A 15643-nucleotide genomic window follows, 5' to 3' on the forward strand; every position below is an offset into this window, starting at 1 on the left:
CCGTGCTGCCTGCCGCCACTCGCCATCGCAGGATCATCCGCCTGGCCATGCCGATCATCGTCGGCATGCTCTCTCAGAGCGTGCTCAATCTTGTCGACGCCGCCTTGGTGGGGTCATTGGGAGAAGTGGCGCTGGCAGGCGTGGGCGTCGGCGGATACGCCATGTTCATGGTTACCGCCCTGGTGTTCGGCTTGTCTTCCGGCGTGCAATCCCAGACCGCTCAACGTTTCGGGGCGAATAGCCAGAGTACTGATCAACGTGATGCTCGTGCCCTGCCTCTCAATGCCGGCTTGCTGCTGGCGGCAGGCATGGCACTGCCGCTGACCATTCTGGGCATATGGCAGGCACCCGCGTTGCTGGGGTTGATCAATCAAACGCCCGAGGTTCAGGCGGTAGCAGTGGAGTATTTTCGCTGGCGGATGCTTTCCTTGATCGCGATCGCCATGACATTGTGCTTTCGCGGTTACTGGAATGGCATGCAGCAAACTGGCGTCTACCTGCGCATCATTATTGTGGTGCATGCTTTCAATGTGCTTGCCAGTATCGGGCTGATCTTCGGCCATGCCGGTTTACCCGAGATGGGAGCGGCAGGTGCTGGCGCCGGTACTACTCTTTCCTTGCTACTGGGGCTGGTCTTGTGGATTCGGGTAAGTTCGCTTGGCGCTCGCCAGGATGGCTTTCTTTCGAACTTACCCTCAGCAACCACCCTCTGGAAAATGCTTTCGCTAGCCTTGCCTCATTCCTTTCAGCAGCTGTGGTTCGCGGGTGGGTATGCGGTGTTGTTCTGGTTGCTCGGGCAACTCGACACGGCAAGCGTTGCAGTGGGCCATGTGCTGGTGAATCTTTCCCTGCTGCTGATCCTGCCAGGCGTCGGGCTAGGCATTGCCGCCATGAGCCTGGTGGGTGAAGCCCTGGGACGCGATGCCGGGGAAGACGCTCACCGTTGGGGGTGGGATGCGCTGCGCGTTGCCTGGATGAGCCTTGCGGCGATGGCGTTGCCCATGTTGCTGATCCCGGAATGGGTACTGGGGTTATTTCTGGCCTCCCCTGACCTGATTGAAATGGGGCGCCTGCCCTTGCAGTTGACCGGCATCATGATCGTGCTCGATGCGGCCGCCCTGGTGCTGACCCAGGCCCTTCTGGGTGCCGGCGCTCAACGCACCGTGATGTTGCTGACGCTGGGAATGCAGTGGCTGATCTTTCTGCCATTGGCCTGGTGGGTAGGCGTTGTACTGGATTATGGTCTGCTGGGCATCTGGTGGGTTCAGCTAGCTTATCGAATATTGAATTCGAGCGGCTTTGTGTGGGTCTGGCAACGTCAGCGCTGGATGAGCAACCCCGCCCTTAAGACCAATTAGAAATAAAAAGATAATTATATATTCTTTTGTAGAATATATGCCCCGCGTTACAGTAATGGGAACCTCGATGTCCCCGTCTGGACGCGATCACTTCGTTTTTGCAGGACCGTGCCTAATGTACCGTTACGACAATCACGACCAAACCTTGGTTGATGAACGCGTTGCCCAGTTTCGCGATCAGATGGCGCGTTACCGTGCCGGACGCCTGGGTGAAGAAGAATTCCGGCCGCTGCGTTTGCAAAACGGCCTGTACATTCAAAAGCATGCACCCATGCTGCGCATTGCGATCCCCTACGGGATGTTGGCCGGTTATCAGTTACGTGCCTTGGCCGAAATCACCCAGCGCTACGACCGTGGCTATGGCCATTTCACCACGCGCCAGAATCTGCAGCTCAACTGGCCGGATCTCGACGACGTGCCGGAAATCCTGGCCGACCTGGCGAAAGTGCAGATGCATGCGATCCAGACCAGCGGCAACTGTATTCGCAATACCACCAGCGACCAATTTGCCGGTATCGCCCAGGACGAAGTCGAAGACCCCCGCCCTTGGTGTGAGCTGATTCGACAGTGGTCGACCCTGCACCCGGAATTCGCCTACCTGCCACGTAAATTCAAGATTGCAGTGAGCGGTGCCGCGCAAGACCGGGCGGCAATCCAGGTTCACGATATCGGGTTGCGCCTGTGGCATAACGCCGAAGGCGAGTTACGTATCAAGGTACTCGCCGGGGGCGGCCTGGGTCGTACACCGATGATTGGCGATGTTGTCAAGGAAGACCTGCCCTGGCAGCACCTGCTCACCTACCTCGAAGCCTGCGTGCGGGTTTACAACCAGTTCGGCCGCCGCGACAACAAGTTCAAGGCGCGCATCAAGATTCTGGTTAAGGCGCTGGGAATCGAAGAGTTTCGTCGGCGGGTGGAAGAGGAATGGGTGCATCTCAAGGATGGCGCTCAGACGCTCAACCAGGCTGCGGTGGAAGCCGCCAAATCACACTTCCCCGAGCCACCGCGACGCCCGGTATCGGAAGAAGCCATCGCCGAGTGCGTTCGCCTGCGCAGCGGAAACCGCGCCTTTGCCCGCTTCATGACCAACAACGTCACCGAGCATAAGGTGCCGGGCTACAAGGCGGTCACCCTGTCGTTGAAGCGTCGGGAGCATGCGCCGGGTGACGTTACCGCCGATCAGCTGAATGCCGTGGCCGACCTGGCCGATCGTTACAGCTTCAGTGAAGTGCGAGTGACCCATGAGCAGAACCTGGTGCTCTCGGATGTCCCCGTGGATGAGCTGGAAGCCCTTTGGAAGGAACTGGAAGCATTGGGCATGGCCAACCCCACCGTCGGCACGCTCAACGACATCATCTGCTGCCCGGGCGGGGATTATTGTGGCCTGGCCAATGCCGTGTCGATACCGATCGCTCAGGCATTGCAGGAGCGTTTCGAAGACCTCGACTTCCTGTATGACCTTGGCCCGCTGGATCTCAATATCTCGGGTTGCATGAACGCCTGTGGCCACCACCATGTAGGCCATATCGGCATCCTGGGCGTCGACAAGAAAGGCGAGGAATATTACCAGATCTCGATTGGGGGTAATTCCACCGACGATGCCTCCCTTGGCAAGATTCTGGGTCCCTCGTTTTTCCGCGAAGACGTGCCGGACGTTATCGACAAGATACTGAAAGTGTATGTCGAACAGCGTCATGAAGAAGAACGCTTCCTGGATACCTATCGCCGCATCGGCCTCAAGCCGTTCAAGGAGCGTGTCTATGCCTGAATCTCTGATCCATGCACACCACCTGATTCGTCAGGGTGAGCTTGCCGACGAAAATGCCTGGGCCGTATCGTATAACGCCGAGGCGCTACCGCCCGAGCAACTTCCCGCTTTCGTGCCGCTTACCCTGTGGCAGGAAAATCGTGAAGACAGCGAACTGGCTCCCTTGCTTACCAGTGATGCGGAACTGACGGCTGAGCTTGTAGCGCAACTCAAGCAAAGCCCGAGGCTGGCGGTGGATTTCCCCGCCTTTACCGATGGGCGCGGTTACACCCTGGCAAGGCTATTACGGGAACGCTTCGGCTATCAAGGGGAAATTCGCGCGGTAGGCGATGTGCTGGTCGACCAGCTGGACTACATGCGTCGCTGTGGTTTCGATGCGATGGCGCTGCGTGACGATCAGGATCCGGAAGATGCGTTACGCGCCTTGAGCGCTTTCAGCGTGCGCTATCAACCCGATGTCGAAGAGCGCACTGCGTTGTTTGAACGGCGTCTGAAAAGCCACTGAATCTTCTTGATCTATATCCAGTCTAACCGCGACGCTTCTGCTGGCGCTCGCGGTTATCGGCTTTGGCTCTTTCGCTTTTTTTCAGCATCACCCAAGTGGCGCCCAACCCACCTTCCGACGGCTGCGCGGACGTATACGCTTGTACTTCGTCAAATTGAGCCAACCATTTGGCAAGATACGAGCGCAACACGTTAGCCGGGCTGTCGATCTCCTTGCCACGGCCATGGATGATCATCACCGAGCGCAGGTCATGGGCGTAAGCTTCCTGAATAAAGGGAAAAAGTTGCCGCCGGCACTCTGTCAGCGGGCGGCGCAACAGGTGCAATTGTGCCTGGACGCTATAGCCGCCATGGCGCAAACGGTCGAGCACCTCTTGCTGAATGCCGTTACGGGAGTACTGCATGGGATCGAAGGGTGGGATAAGCTCGACAAAATCATCCGAGAGAAAATTGCTCTCAGCGTGATCTTCTTCGGCCCATTCTCGGCGAGCGAGCTGCGCCTCCGAAGGTGTGCTGTGTTTCTTGCCCGTATCGGCACGATTGCCCGAGGGCAGTGGTTTGACTTCCCCCACCAGGGCGCGAAAGTCCACGTCATCACGAAGCGGTTGGTTCATGGCAGATTCCTCCCGGCTGACGAATGCTGGCATTCTAGCAAAGCTATTGATAATGGAGGTGAGTATTAAAAGCCAGCGAAGAAAACACCATACAATAAAATTCACTTGGTGGATGAAGGGTTTGATAAGTCTGGGACTTGTGGTGGTGGCTGTGGCCGGCTGGCTATGGCTGTCGATGCTCAGTCCCTGGTTTTACGACCGACCGGAATCGTTGGCGCCCGTCGAGGATCGTCAACATGACGTCTTTGTCTATGGCACATTACGCTTTGCTCCGGTGCGCTGGCTGGTCATGGGCAGCACCGGCACCCCGGAGCCCGCCGTATTGGAAGGTTATCGTCGCGAAGGGCTGGATTTGAAAGCGGATGACGACGCCCAGGTCGAAGGATTGCGTCTGGAAGTCTCCGCTGATGAGTTGCGTCGATTGGACCGATACGAACGCCTGGGTATTCGCTATCAAAGAGACAAACTCAAATTGAAGGATGGTACGCCAGTGTGGGTCTATCGTCGTTTCCCAGAGCATGACACCAGTGCCATTGATCCGCTCAAGTGGCAATTGTCTTTATTGCGCTAACAAGACGTCAGGACTGAGAAACATTAAGACAGACAGACCTTAAGACAGAGAGAAGTTAGCACGGGAAAAAGTTACCATAGGCGAAATTTATCCAGACGCCAGGAAAGCCAATGAGCGATTCGACGCCCTACGTACTTGTTCTGTATTACTCACGCTTTGGTGCCACTGCTTCCATGGCTCGGCAGCTAGCTAAAGGAGTGGAAAGCGTATCCGGGATTCAGGCACGCTTGCGTACCGTGCCGCCGGTATCCCCTACTTGTGAAGCGGTGGATCCAGAAATTCCCGAGGAAGGCGCAGTGTATGCCGACCTTGAAGAACTGCGCCATTGCAGCGCTTTAGCCTTGGGCAGCCCCACACGCTTCGGTAACATGGCAGCACCGCTCAAGCACTTTCTCGATACCACCAGTAATCTATGGATGAATGGAGCACTGATCGACAAGCCGGCCTGTGCCTTTACATCAACGTCCAGTTTGCACGGTGGTCAGGAAATCACCCTGCTCACCATGCTGGTCCCACTGCTGCATCATGGCATGGTTTACGCGGGGCTGCCCTATAGCGAAACGGCACTGTTTACGACACAAAGCGGTGGCACGCCCTATGGCGCAACTCACCTTGCCGGGCAACGCAGTGACCGTTTGCTGGATGAGAACGAAAGTGAACTTGCCTACGCTCAAGGACGTCGCTTGGCACGCCTGGCCCTGGCTTTGGACGGCATGCGCAAGGAGGCTTCATGAGAAAGTGGCTGGATGGTCTGGAAGCCGAGCAGGGGCTTGATAAATTGACCTGGCGTTCACGTCAATTGGTGCTGGGCAGCTTCGTTCTCTTGATATTGTTGATGGTCTATCGCGGGTTTGCCGTTCAAAGCGACACAATCAATGTGGCGCCGATGCTGGTGTTTGTGTTGCCGCTGCTGCTGTTTTCACCTTCCATCATCAGCCGCCGACCACGTGGGCATGCCTGGCTGGCATTCGTCAGCCTATTGTATTTCATGCAAGGCGTTATGGTGGCCACTCTGCCCGGTCAAGGGATGCGGGGAGTCACGGAGGCTATCGTGTCGTTAGCCTTGTTCGTTGGCTGCACGGGATACGCACGTTTTCGTAGCCGCCAACAGCGTCAGCAAAGCTGATAACGTTTGTTGAACTGGTCTAAAATTGACTCATAGCGTCCAAAGCCAATAGCTCAGTCCCGCTGCGATGATCATTACGGTAACCGCCAGCCAGCGGTTACCGTTTTGCTTTTGACCAGGCTGGCGTTGGTCGATGGCGTCACAGGGTGCTTCCTTGACTGACTTTCGACCGGTGATCATGGGCATCACCAGTCTCTCCCCCAACAAACGATGGATCACCAAGGCCGTCAGGTGGAGCACGATCAAACCGATCAGTAGCTGCGAATTCCAGTAGTGTAAACTGCCCAGCTCGCGACTGACATCTCGTCCGAACAAGCCATACAACGGCCCCTGGAAGAAAATGTCATCGCTGAGAAATAACCCGCTTACCCCCTGAAAGGTCAGTGAAAGCAGCATGGCCATCACCATGATGCCGCCTAGCGGGTTATGGCCGATAAACGGCTTGGACCTACCTTTGATCACGCTGACGCTATAACGCCAGATGGATGCAGGGGACTGAATGAAGGTAGCAAAGCGTGCATGAAAGCTCCCCACCACTCCCCATACCCAGCGAAAAAATAGCAAACCCAGCAAGATATAGCCCGCCTTGGCGTGGGTCTCCACGGGAAACAAGAATGGAGCTCCTGCCGTTTTCATCGTATAAAACGACAAGATAACGCAAATGACCATGCCCCAATGAAATACTCTGACTGGAATATCCCACACGAAAAAACGCTGCATTACGGTCTCCTGACAGGATGATGGCACTGACACGACGGGGTGCTAGCCGCATTTTCGCATTTATTCAAAGTTTCTCATAGAATGCGCTGAGTTTTAGTCGCACTTACCTCAGGAGTACTGCCTTGATAAGCCAGGCATGGCGTGAAGCGGGTCTTCAAACACTCCCGGTTATGTTCGGGTATTTGCCCCTGGGGGCGGCGTTTGGGATTCTTGCTGTAGAAATGGGCATACCCTGGTACGCCGCCATGGCAATGTCATTCCTGATTTATGCCGGGGCGGGCCAGTTTCTGGCTATCGCCTTGTTAGCGTCAGGTGCCGGGATAATAGAAGTGGCCGTCGCCACCTTGATGCTCAACTCTCGTCATGTATTCTACGGTCTCTCCTTGCTCAAGCGCTTCCAGGGAGCCGGCTGGCGAAAACCCTATCTGATCTTCGCGCTCACGGATGAAACCTACTCTTTACTGACCAGCCAGAGCGGCTCCAATGCTGCCAATCACAGTTTGGCGTTTCGGATAAGTCTACTCAATCAATTTTGGTGGGTACTGGGCACTTTGCTTGGGGTTGCCGTCGGTTCGGCCAAGCTTTTCGATAGCCAAGGCATCGAATTTGCCCTGACGGCATTGTTTATCGTTCTCACGCTTGAACAGGCTAGACGCCTGCGTCAGGCATTGCCGTTTATCATCGCCCTGGGAACCGGCTTTGGCGCACTTTTATGGTTGCCGGATCAACATCTGTTGCTAGGCGCCATCGGCTCCGCGAGCCTGCTGCTGCTCGTACATTATCACTTGGCAAGCAAGAGGTCGCATGGACATGCTAGCTGACCCTTTGTGGCTATTGATCGCTACCTGCGCATTGGCCACTTTCGCCACGCGAGTGTTACCCTTTATTGCTTTGGCCGAGCAGGCAGAGCATCCGCTTGTTCTCCATCTGGGGCGCTACCTTCCTCCGGCGGTGATGATGATACTGGTCATCTATGCCTTGCGTGATTTTCGCCCTTTAATCGATTGGCAACTAAACATGGGGGAAACTGGTTTTCCCATGTTTCTAGCCGCGGGGCTTGTGACAATACTTCACCTCTGGCGGCGTAACGCTCTGCTATCCATCATGTTAGGAACTGGCGCTTACATGGCGATGGTCCAACTGAGTGGGACAGCGTAGCCAGGATTCCATCAAGGACAAACAACCCCGTATACTGGTTGAGCTTTACTCGCCTAGCGGCGAACATGACTAAAACGTCAAGGAGAACAAGCTGATGACTCGAAATATTGCCGATATCAGGCGTGACTATGAAGGCGGACAGTTGGAAGAAGACAAAACGCCGCAGGATCCATTCATTCTGTTCGACGAGTGGTTTACCTTGGCGCTGGAAAGCGAGGGTCAGGATGGTAATGCCATGACGTTGGCCAGCGTGGATAGTCAGGGAAGGCCCCATGCTCGGGTGGTACTTCTCAAAGGCTTCGATGAACAGGGCATGGTGTTCTATACCAACTACCATAGCCACAAGGGCAGTGAACTGATGAACGTGCCCTTCGCTGCACTGACGTTCTGGTGGCCTTCGTTATCGCGCCAGGTGCGAATCGAGGGCAGCGTAGAGCCGATCAGCGCTGAAGAGTCGGATGAATATTTCAGTAGCCGACCACGTGCCAGCCAGTTGGGGGCCTGGATCGCCACGCAAAGCGTCGTGATCCCAGACAGAAACTGGATTGAAGAACGTCAGAAACGTTTCGAGCGGGCTTATGACGGTCAGGTCATTCCCCGCCCTATCCATTGGGGTGGTTATCGTGTGGTCCCGGATATGATCGAATTCTGGCAAGGCCAACCCAGTCGCTTGCATGACCGTATTCGCTACGAAAGACGCGATGCCGGCGCCTGGAACCGCTTTCGTCTCGCCCCCTGAACTCGTTACTTCAAGCTTCGCAGCTCGCTTCTAAAAACCGGGCTCTTAAAAAAGCGATATGAGCCGGGTTTTCAGTCCGGCAGGCTTTCCAAGCGATGGCGTTGCCACTCGCTTTCCGGCTCATTCAAACGCATCACGGCATCGATCACCTGCTCTTCCATGTTATAGCGACAACGAAAGCCGAGATGTTTCATTAGCGCGCGCATGGGATGGTTATCCACCATGATCTTGCCGATCATTTCCAAGGTACCGATGCTGGTGCAATAGTCGATCATTTTCTTCATCAACAGGCTGCCGATACCCAGCCCTTGAAGGTCATCGCGAATGATCACGGAAAACTCGGTACGAATATTGTCCGGATCGTTCCACACCCTGACCACCCCGAGCATCTCCTTGCTGCCATCATCACGTTGATGCTCAGCGATAAAGGCCATCTGGCGGTCGTAATTGATGTGAGAAAGTACCGATAGATCTCGCTGAGTCAAATTCGACTTGTTGTGAAAGTAACGGAAGCGGATGCTTTCTTCTGACAGCTGGCGGTGAAAGTTGGTGATCAGAGGTGCATCTTCCGCCCGAATAGGCCGCGCCTCCACTTGCCAGCCATTTTTCAGTGTGACCCACTCTCTCAAGTCTTCCGGATACGGCATGATGGCAAAGCGGGCCGGTGTGCCCAGATCCATGGCAAAGTCGACCGCCAGGATGCCGTCATGGTTCAGTAACAGTGGATTCAGCTCAAGCCCACGCAACTCTCCCAGGTCCGAAGACATCTGCGACAGCTTGACCAGCAACTGGCATAAGCGTTCGATGTCACGCTGAGGATCGGCGGAATGTTCACGAATCAACGACGATGCATGAGTTCGCCCGACCATATCCGCTGCCAGGCTCATGTTGAGCGGTGGCAATGCCACTTGGCGATCCGCCAGGATGTTGACCTTGTAACCGCCAATCCCGAATACAATCAGGGGGCCGAACACCGGGTCGCGGGTAATGCCCGCGCATATCTGCATTGAATGCTTGCCTCGTTGCATGGGCTGCAGACAGTATTCGCGTATTTCATACTCGGGAAACTTTTCTTTCACCTTATCGCCTAGCTGACGCACCGCATCGGCTACTTGTTCCGGGGTTTCCAGGTCTTGCAATAAACCGGCGGAAATCTTGTGAGGGTGCTTGCGATAACGATAAGGACGACAATTGCCAGCATGCACTACTTTTAGCGCTTTTGGTCCGGGAAGTTGCTCCGCAGCGCTTCGCCCTTCCTCCGGTGTCGTAACGTAATGGCTGGTAGCCACAGGGATGCCGTAGGCTGCAAGTACCTGAGCGGTTTCCGAGTGGGTCAATGTCTGGCGGTCTTGCTCTTTGGCGCGTTCGATCAAGGTACGACAGCGCGCACGAATTTCCTTGCTGGTCGAAAACGGCAAACTGGGGGGAATCTCATGCAATAAGGCCTGAACCCGTTGATAGTCCACCATATGCATGAAGGCTTTTACCGCCTTTTCCGGGGAAATATAGGTGGGAATGCCCGCCACATTGCATTCGTGTCGTGCCTTCAGCGCTTCTTGCAACCCCATCCAGCTGGTCAGTAAATTACGCCGAAAACGCTTGCGATGGGTTATCAGCGCTTCAGCGGTGACTTTGGAAGGTGCCAAGCGAGTGGGCGCGTGAACGACAAGCACCGCATCCACATTAGGATCTGCCGCCACCACTTCCAGTGTATCGACAAACAGCTCAGGAGTGGCGTTGCCGCCAAGATCAACCGGGTTTTCACCGGGCTTGCTCATGTCCACGTTACTTTCGCGCAGGGCGTCGCGTGTTTCAATGCTGAACTCGGCAAGCTTGCCTCCGGCACTGATCAACTTGTCAATCGCCAGCATAGCCGGTGCTAGGCCATTGGATACCACCGCAAGACGATCACCACGTAGCGGCTTCACGCGCGACAGGGTTTCGAGTGCATCGAACAACTCGTCGGAGTCATTGACACGAACCACCCCGGCACGCGAAAAAGCCGCATCGAACACCGTGTCACGATTGGCAATACCCGGCGTAGGCGCCATGCCGGAAATATCCGACTCCTGTGTACGTCCACTCTTGATCGCCACCACCAGGCGATTACGCGAGGCATCACGCACCGCGGTCATGAAATGCTGGGCATCATTGACCCGCTCCAGGTGCAGCAAGATAGCTTTGGCAGGAGAGAATTGATTGACGTAGTCGATGATATCGGGAAGCAGTACATCGACACTGTCACCCACGGTGACCAAATGGGAAAAGCCGACGCCCCTGCCTGCCGCCCAGTCGATCATGGCATTGGCCAACATGCCAGACTGCCCCAGGTATGCCACACGCCCGGCCTTCACAGGTTGGCTGGAATAGGATGCATTGAGATTTTTTCCGGGAACGATCAACCCCATGCATTCAGGCCCCAGCACCCGGATGCCCGACTCGCGCGCGGCACTCAGCATGCGTGTCCGAATAGAGCCTTTATTGTCGCTATCGCGATCAAGATACGCTCCACCGGAAAGCACTAGCGCCGCCTTGATGCCAAAATGGCCAAGCTGACTAATCAGCTTGGGAACCCCTTCGATAGGCGAGCAAACCACGGCGAGATCCGGGATTTCCGGTAGTTGAGAAACACTCTTGACACAGACGTGACCCAAGACACTGTCGTAACCTTTTAAATTGACCGCCCACACCTCTCCTTTAAAGCCACCTTCCTGTAGATTGCGCAATACAAGGCCACCAAGAGAATTAGGTTTTTCGGAGGCGCCAAACACAGCCACGGTACGTGGTTCAAAGAAATGATGTAGAAAACGGGTGCTCACGTGGATTTCTCCCTAAAATATATATGTCTATGTAAGACTTATTGCCAGTGTCGCGCAAGGGCATATCCCGATTAAGGTGACTTTAGTCATAATGGAGCCTTTGAATGATCACCGCTTACCTTACCCACCCTGATTGCCAGCTGCATCATATGGGGCCGGAACATCCTGAAAGCCCGCTGCGTCTAGAGGCTATTCGTGCCCGTTTGTCACTTGCCGGGGTATTGCAGCAAACCATGCAGTTTGATGCCAAGGAAGCAAGTCAAGAGGCATTGGCCCGGGTTCATCCATGGCGTCACCTGCAAGCGTTGGATAAGTGCGTCCCTGAAGAAGGTATCGCGACGCTGGACAGTGACACCATGATGAATCCGGACAGCCTAAAGGCAGCGCGAGTCGCCGCCGGGGCCGTCGTCAAAGGTGTGGACCAGGTCTTCAAGCGGCAGGCGGATAATGTCTTCTGTGCGGTTCGCCCGCCCGGCCATCACGCCGAAGCCTCTGATGCCATGGGTTTCTGTTTTTACAATAATGTTGCCGTGGGTGCCGCACATGCACGTGATAAGTATGGAGCAAAACGGATTGCCATACTTGATTTCGATGTTCATCAATGTAACGGGACAATCGATATTTTCAAGAATGATCCCAACATTCTTATCTGCACCAGCTTTCAGTACCCCTTCTATCCATGGCGTTATCTACGCAGCGAATGGCAGAACGTCGTCAACACGCCGCTTGAAGTCGGCACGGACAGTGCAGCGTTTCGACGGATTATCGAACGGCATTGGCTGCCGGCTCTACATGCATTCAAGCCCGACCTGGTGATGCTCTCGGCTGGGTTTGATGCGCACAAGGATGATCCAATGGCTGATATCTGTCTTGAAGACGAGGATTTTCATTGGATAACTCATATGGCCATGGAAATTGCTACGCTTTATGCGGATAACCGCTTGGTCTCGGTACTGGAAGGCGGCTATAACCTGGAAACGTTGGGACGTGGAGTCGAAGCACACCTCAAGGCCTTGCTGGGTTTACCCTATTCGTCAAACCCGCCGGCCGAATAATGGAAGCCATCTTTCAAGATAAACCGTTTTTTAAAGACAGTTGGTTGGTTTGGGTAGCCCCGCAAGCTGGGCTACCCTCTTGGCGGGACTACCCGGAAAAAGCTGCATTAAATATATCGAGCGCCCTTTTTCCGCCCCCAGCTCAGTCGCTACAGCTTTGACTAACGGTCGCATGGCAGGCGCCATTTCATAGCGCTGATAAAAATTTCTAGCAAGCGTTATAATTTCCCAATGCTCAGGCGCCAATATCACGCCTTCTTGCTCAGCCAGCATTTCAGCAACGTTTGGCGTCCACTGTTTCATATTGATTAAATAATTTTCGGGGTCAAGAGCTATAGTTTTTTGTACATCAAGATAACGGTATATTTGTGGGTTCAACATCATCAAACTCCGTATAAAGTGAAGGCTGAGGGCTAGAACCAACTGACACTTTGGGTTGCACGCTCGGTAAGATCGACAAACGCATCGACATTGATGCAGCAGCAGGCATCATGGTTAACAGCATTTTCAAGCCCACGCGCTCGAACGTCTTCTTCCAGCAAATAGATTCGTCCTTCCAGCTGTTGCCAGCCTTCCCAGTCGGGAAACATGATGGCTAGAACGGCGTCTTCGATAAGCAGCAAAGTATCCTCGTCTTTCATGGCCATCAGCGCCTGGGAGGCCACTGGCCCTGACGCTGGGGCACGATTGAGTATGTGTAAAATCATTACAAGCTCTCTTAGAAATTGAACACACTGCGGTGACGGTCAAGCTCAGCGCTTACGTTTTCGCCGGAAATAACCTCAACAGCCGCACACAGCTCATCAGCCTGTAGCCCCATACGCTGCAGATCGTCACTACAAACCAGAAGCCTGTCGATATCATACATGGCCAGCATATCGATGATCGGCGCTGTGGCTTTCTGCCCCGGTGCGCCTTTGGCTTGACCCGGCATTAACGCCAGTACGCCCTCCCCCAGAAACATCAGGCTGACCTTCTGACCGAAGGCAGCCGCTACCAGGCTGACATCCAGGCCTTCACGTAGCCAACTGCTTCCATAAGGGCCATGTCTCAGTATCACCAGTAAATCGGCAGTCGCGGCGGTTATCGTCATGGGCGTTTTCTCTCTTTCATGGCGCAAAAGCTATTTGCAAGAACTATTTATGGAGCAAAGGTTACCAAGCGATCACTCTGGCGTTGCAATTCCAATAATTGCCCCAGGCCGGTCAGCTCAAAAGGCGCTTCGACGCTATGAGCCGTCTTGGCATGACGTTTGGCTTCCGATGCATCCAAAAGCCCCCGCCGAAGTGCCGCAGCAATGCATACCTCGAGGCGCGTACCATGCGCTTCGTGCAGCTCGGCCCAGGCATTACGCATATGTAATTCATCTTGTGGAGGAGACATCAATATCGAAGCGTTATGTACACCGTCATGATAGAAAAACACGGTGTCAAGATGATGCCCTTTACGAATGATCGCCTGGGCGAAACGCAGCGCGGAATGTGCCGCCTGGTGGCTGTAGGGGGCACCCATTACTAGCAAGGCATAGCGCATGAAGGGCCTATCTGGAAATCTCGGAATGAACATCACACCACGACAGGCACTGGGCGTGGCATAAAAAAACCGACCCTCGCCAAAGCAAGGGTCAGTTAGTATTTTACCTGGTTTCACATCTTGCTTGGATCAATCGTTGCTCATGATACCCAAGATGGCAAGCAGGCTGACAAACAGATTATAGATCGAAACATACAAGGTGATGGTAGCTAGAATATAGTTGGTTTCACCCGCACGATGTACCAGCTCACTGGTCTGGTAAAGGATGGCAGCGGAGGCGAACAGCACGAAACCTGCTGAAACCATCAGCGAGAGCGCGGGAATATTGAAAACCAGCCCAGCGACCATAGCCAGAATCAGCACTATGGCACCTGCCATCAGGAAATTCCCCAAGAAACTAAAGTCTTTCTTGGTGACCAGCGCTACAGCAGAGAGACCCACGAAGGTAAGGCCCGTCATGGCAAGCGCATTCATGATCAAAGCCGCCCCGTTAGGGAGCGTCAGGTAAGAGGACAGAATGGGCCCCAGCGTGAATCCCATAAAGCCGGTGAAAGCGAAGGTGGCAAGCAAACCCATCGCTGAGTTAGCTGTTTTATGCACCAGAAACATCAAGCCATAGGCACCGATGAAAAAGACGAAGATATTCATCCGCTCGATACCCAGCGCCATGGCACCGCCGGCGGTGACTGCCGAGAACAACAGTGTCATGGCCAGCAACGCATAGGTATTGCGCAATACCTTGCTTGTACTGGCAGCATTTACGCCACTGCCTGTTTGATGCGTTACATTGGTTTCTTGATAAGCCATCGTTGGTATGCTCCCTAAAAGCGTTATGCAACAACTGACAAGAATGCCGGTCTATGGTTCCCGACGCAAGTTTATCCGGGTGGGTTGCGTTTTGCCACGGGATGACAGGAAGGCCCTTCAACACCATTTTCCCGGGTATCGAAATAGCCCCCATAATACAGGGTATTTTTCAGCCCAGTACCGATACTTCCCATGTTGCTTTCATGCACGTCCCTTGCAAACCGGCTGCCAAGAAGCAGCATAGCTCAATTGGCGAATCTTACTTTGGCACACCTGCTGTTGGGAGTCGCGGATTTCTGGGATACTTCACCGGGATAGCAATCAGACACTTTTTACAGGAGCCACGCTGCCATAAGCACAGCGGAAGATGCCGTTAAAGTGACTTCGCAGGTTGCCGTTTATGGCACCTTGAAACGCGGTCTGCGTAATGACCGCTGGCTGGGTGAAGCTCGCTTCGTAGGCACGGATCGACTTATTGATATTACCCTTTATGACCTCGGCCCCTTCCCCGGCGCCAAGCAGGAGGCATCTCAAGGAGTAGAAGTGGAAATTTTTAATGTGACAGCCGATCAGATGGCTCGCTTGGATCAACTTGAAGGCTTTAACACCGAAACCCCAACCGCAGGCCTTTACGATCGTGTGATATTCCAGACCCGACACGGCCCTGCCTGGCTGTATCTCTTTGACATCCTCCCCCACCTTCAGCGCTGACGCGCTTGCAGAAGGGGATTCCCAGGTCGTCGCCTTCCTGGTTCCTGCTTCGCTGTCCGTCGCCTCAATGCCTTGGCATTGCCGGTCTTACACAAACTCCACAGGCGTAACTTCCCGAGTGCCCCTCGGTAGTGCCTCAACTCTCAGCACCGGCTAACAG

Annotated in this window: 19 protein-coding genes; 11 read left to right on the forward strand and 8 right to left on the reverse strand. The window is 54.5% G+C overall.

Going from position 1 to position 15643, the window contains the following annotated elements; translation table 11 throughout:
• Positions 1-2 precede the first annotated feature (2 nt).
• From DU506_RS09570 to DU506_RS09580, 3 genes are all read left to right on the forward strand, one after another.
• Positions 3-1358, forward strand: coding sequence for an MATE family efflux transporter (locus DU506_RS09570; RefSeq protein WP_235825499.1), 1356 nt, complete (start codon positions 3-5; stop codon positions 1356-1358).
• 115 nt (positions 1359-1473) lie between these two features.
• Positions 1474-3126, forward strand: a complete 1653-nt coding sequence (locus DU506_RS09575) for a nitrite/sulfite reductase (protein ID WP_114486715.1) — start codon at positions 1474-1476, stop codon at positions 3124-3126.
• Positions 3119-3631, forward strand: coding sequence for a DUF934 domain-containing protein (locus DU506_RS09580; RefSeq protein WP_235825494.1), 513 nt, complete (start codon positions 3119-3121; stop codon positions 3629-3631). Before DU506_RS09575 ends, DU506_RS09580 begins: the two co-directional genes overlap by 8 nt.
• Positions 3632-3653: 22 nt before the next feature.
• On the opposite strand, the gene smrA is transcribed toward DU506_RS09580, so the two are convergent.
• A complete protein-coding gene (smrA, locus tag DU506_RS09585) occupies positions 3654-4244 on the reverse strand; it encodes a DNA endonuclease SmrA (RefSeq protein ID WP_114486717.1) in 591 nt (196 codons plus the stop codon).
• A 112-nt stretch (positions 4245-4356) separates the two neighbouring features.
• Here smrA and DU506_RS09590 point away from each other — a divergent pair, with 112 nt between their 5' ends.
• The 3 genes from DU506_RS09590 to DU506_RS09600 all read left to right on the forward strand — a co-directional run bounded on the left by DU506_RS09590 (position 4357) and on the right by DU506_RS09600 (position 5941).
• Positions 4357-4815 carry a gamma-glutamylcyclotransferase family protein gene (locus DU506_RS09590; RefSeq protein WP_114486718.1) on the forward strand — a complete coding sequence of 153 codons (459 nt, stop codon included), beginning with the start codon at positions 4357-4359 and terminating at the stop codon, positions 4813-4815.
• A gap of 110 nt (positions 4816-4925) precedes the next feature.
• The gene (gene wrbA / locus DU506_RS09595) at positions 4926-5549 is read left to right on the forward strand and encodes an NAD(P)H:quinone oxidoreductase (protein ID WP_114486719.1); all 624 of its coding nucleotides are present in this window, start codon (positions 4926-4928) and stop codon (positions 5547-5549) included.
• Positions 5546-5941 carry a DUF2069 domain-containing protein gene (locus tag DU506_RS09600; RefSeq protein ID WP_114486720.1) on the forward strand — a complete coding sequence of 132 codons (396 nt, stop codon included), beginning with the start codon at positions 5546-5548 and terminating at the stop codon, positions 5939-5941. The genes wrbA and DU506_RS09600 overlap by 4 nt, the downstream gene beginning before the upstream one ends.
• Before the next feature lie 30 nt (positions 5942-5971).
• Here the strand turns inward: DU506_RS09600 and DU506_RS09605 are convergent, their stop codons facing one another.
• On the reverse strand, positions 5972-6661 hold the full coding sequence (locus DU506_RS09605; RefSeq protein ID WP_114486721.1) for a cytochrome b/b6 domain-containing protein: 690 nt from the start codon (positions 6659-6661) through the stop codon (positions 5972-5974).
• Positions 6662-6783: 122 nt separating this feature from the next.
• Between DU506_RS09605 and DU506_RS09610 the strand changes: the two genes are divergently transcribed.
• The 3 genes from DU506_RS09610 (at position 6784) to pdxH (ending at position 8558) form a co-directional block, all read left to right on the forward strand.
• A complete protein-coding gene (locus tag DU506_RS09610) occupies positions 6784-7482 on the forward strand; it encodes an AzlC family ABC transporter permease (RefSeq protein ID WP_220254337.1) in 699 nt (232 codons plus the stop codon).
• Positions 7466-7819 carry a branched-chain amino acid transporter permease gene (locus tag DU506_RS09615; RefSeq protein WP_235825495.1) on the forward strand — a complete coding sequence of 118 codons (354 nt, stop codon included), beginning with the start codon at positions 7466-7468 and terminating at the stop codon, positions 7817-7819. Before DU506_RS09610 ends, DU506_RS09615 begins: the two co-directional genes overlap by 17 nt.
• Before the next feature lie 94 nt (positions 7820-7913).
• Positions 7914-8558 (forward strand): pyridoxamine 5'-phosphate oxidase, encoded by a 645-nt coding sequence (pdxH, locus tag DU506_RS09620; protein WP_114486722.1) that lies wholly within the window; start codon positions 7914-7916, stop codon positions 8556-8558.
• A gap of 71 nt (positions 8559-8629) precedes the next feature.
• Here the strand turns inward: pdxH and DU506_RS09625 are convergent, their stop codons facing one another.
• Positions 8630-11377 carry a bifunctional acetate--CoA ligase family protein/GNAT family N-acetyltransferase gene (locus DU506_RS09625; protein WP_114486723.1) on the reverse strand — a complete coding sequence of 916 codons (2748 nt, stop codon included), beginning with the start codon at positions 11375-11377 and terminating at the stop codon, positions 8630-8632.
• A gap of 104 nt (positions 11378-11481) precedes the next feature.
• Between DU506_RS09625 and DU506_RS09630 the strand changes: the two genes are divergently transcribed.
• Positions 11482-12432 carry a histone deacetylase family protein gene (locus tag DU506_RS09630; RefSeq protein WP_114486724.1) on the forward strand — a complete coding sequence of 317 codons (951 nt, stop codon included), beginning with the start codon at positions 11482-11484 and terminating at the stop codon, positions 12430-12432.
• 30 nt (positions 12433-12462) lie between these two features.
• On the opposite strand, the gene DU506_RS09635 is transcribed toward DU506_RS09630, so the two are convergent.
• The 5 genes from DU506_RS09635 to DU506_RS09655 form a co-directional block, all read right to left on the reverse strand.
• Positions 12463-12813, reverse strand: a complete 351-nt coding sequence (locus DU506_RS09635) for a TusE/DsrC/DsvC family sulfur relay protein (protein WP_114486725.1) — start codon at positions 12811-12813, stop codon at positions 12463-12465.
• 32 nt (positions 12814-12845) lie between these two features.
• Complete coding sequence (tusB, locus tag DU506_RS09640) at positions 12846-13139, reverse strand: sulfurtransferase complex subunit TusB (RefSeq protein WP_114486726.1); 294 nt, start codon at positions 13137-13139, stop codon at positions 12846-12848.
• A gap of 11 nt (positions 13140-13150) precedes the next feature.
• Positions 13151-13525, reverse strand: a complete 375-nt coding sequence (gene tusC / locus DU506_RS09645; RefSeq protein ID WP_114486727.1) for a sulfurtransferase complex subunit TusC — start codon at positions 13523-13525, stop codon at positions 13151-13153.
• Between the two features lie 47 nt (positions 13526-13572).
• Positions 13573-13965, reverse strand: a complete 393-nt coding sequence (gene tusD / locus DU506_RS09650; protein WP_114486728.1) for a sulfurtransferase complex subunit TusD — start codon at positions 13963-13965, stop codon at positions 13573-13575.
• Between the two features lie 129 nt (positions 13966-14094).
• On the reverse strand, positions 14095-14772 hold the full coding sequence (locus DU506_RS09655) for a Bax inhibitor-1/YccA family protein (protein ID WP_114486729.1): 678 nt from the start codon (positions 14770-14772) through the stop codon (positions 14095-14097).
• Between the two features lie 378 nt (positions 14773-15150).
• On the opposite strand from DU506_RS09655, the gene DU506_RS09660 reads away from it, so the two are divergent.
• Entirely contained in the window at positions 15151-15483 is a 333-nt protein-coding gene (locus DU506_RS09660; RefSeq protein WP_235825496.1) for a gamma-glutamylcyclotransferase family protein, read from the forward strand.
• Positions 15484-15643: the final 160 nt, after the last annotated feature.

The sequence above is a fragment of the Vreelandella rituensis genome (genome assembly GCF_003336665.1).
GTDB lineage: Bacteria > Pseudomonadota > Gammaproteobacteria > Pseudomonadales > Halomonadaceae > Vreelandella > Vreelandella rituensis.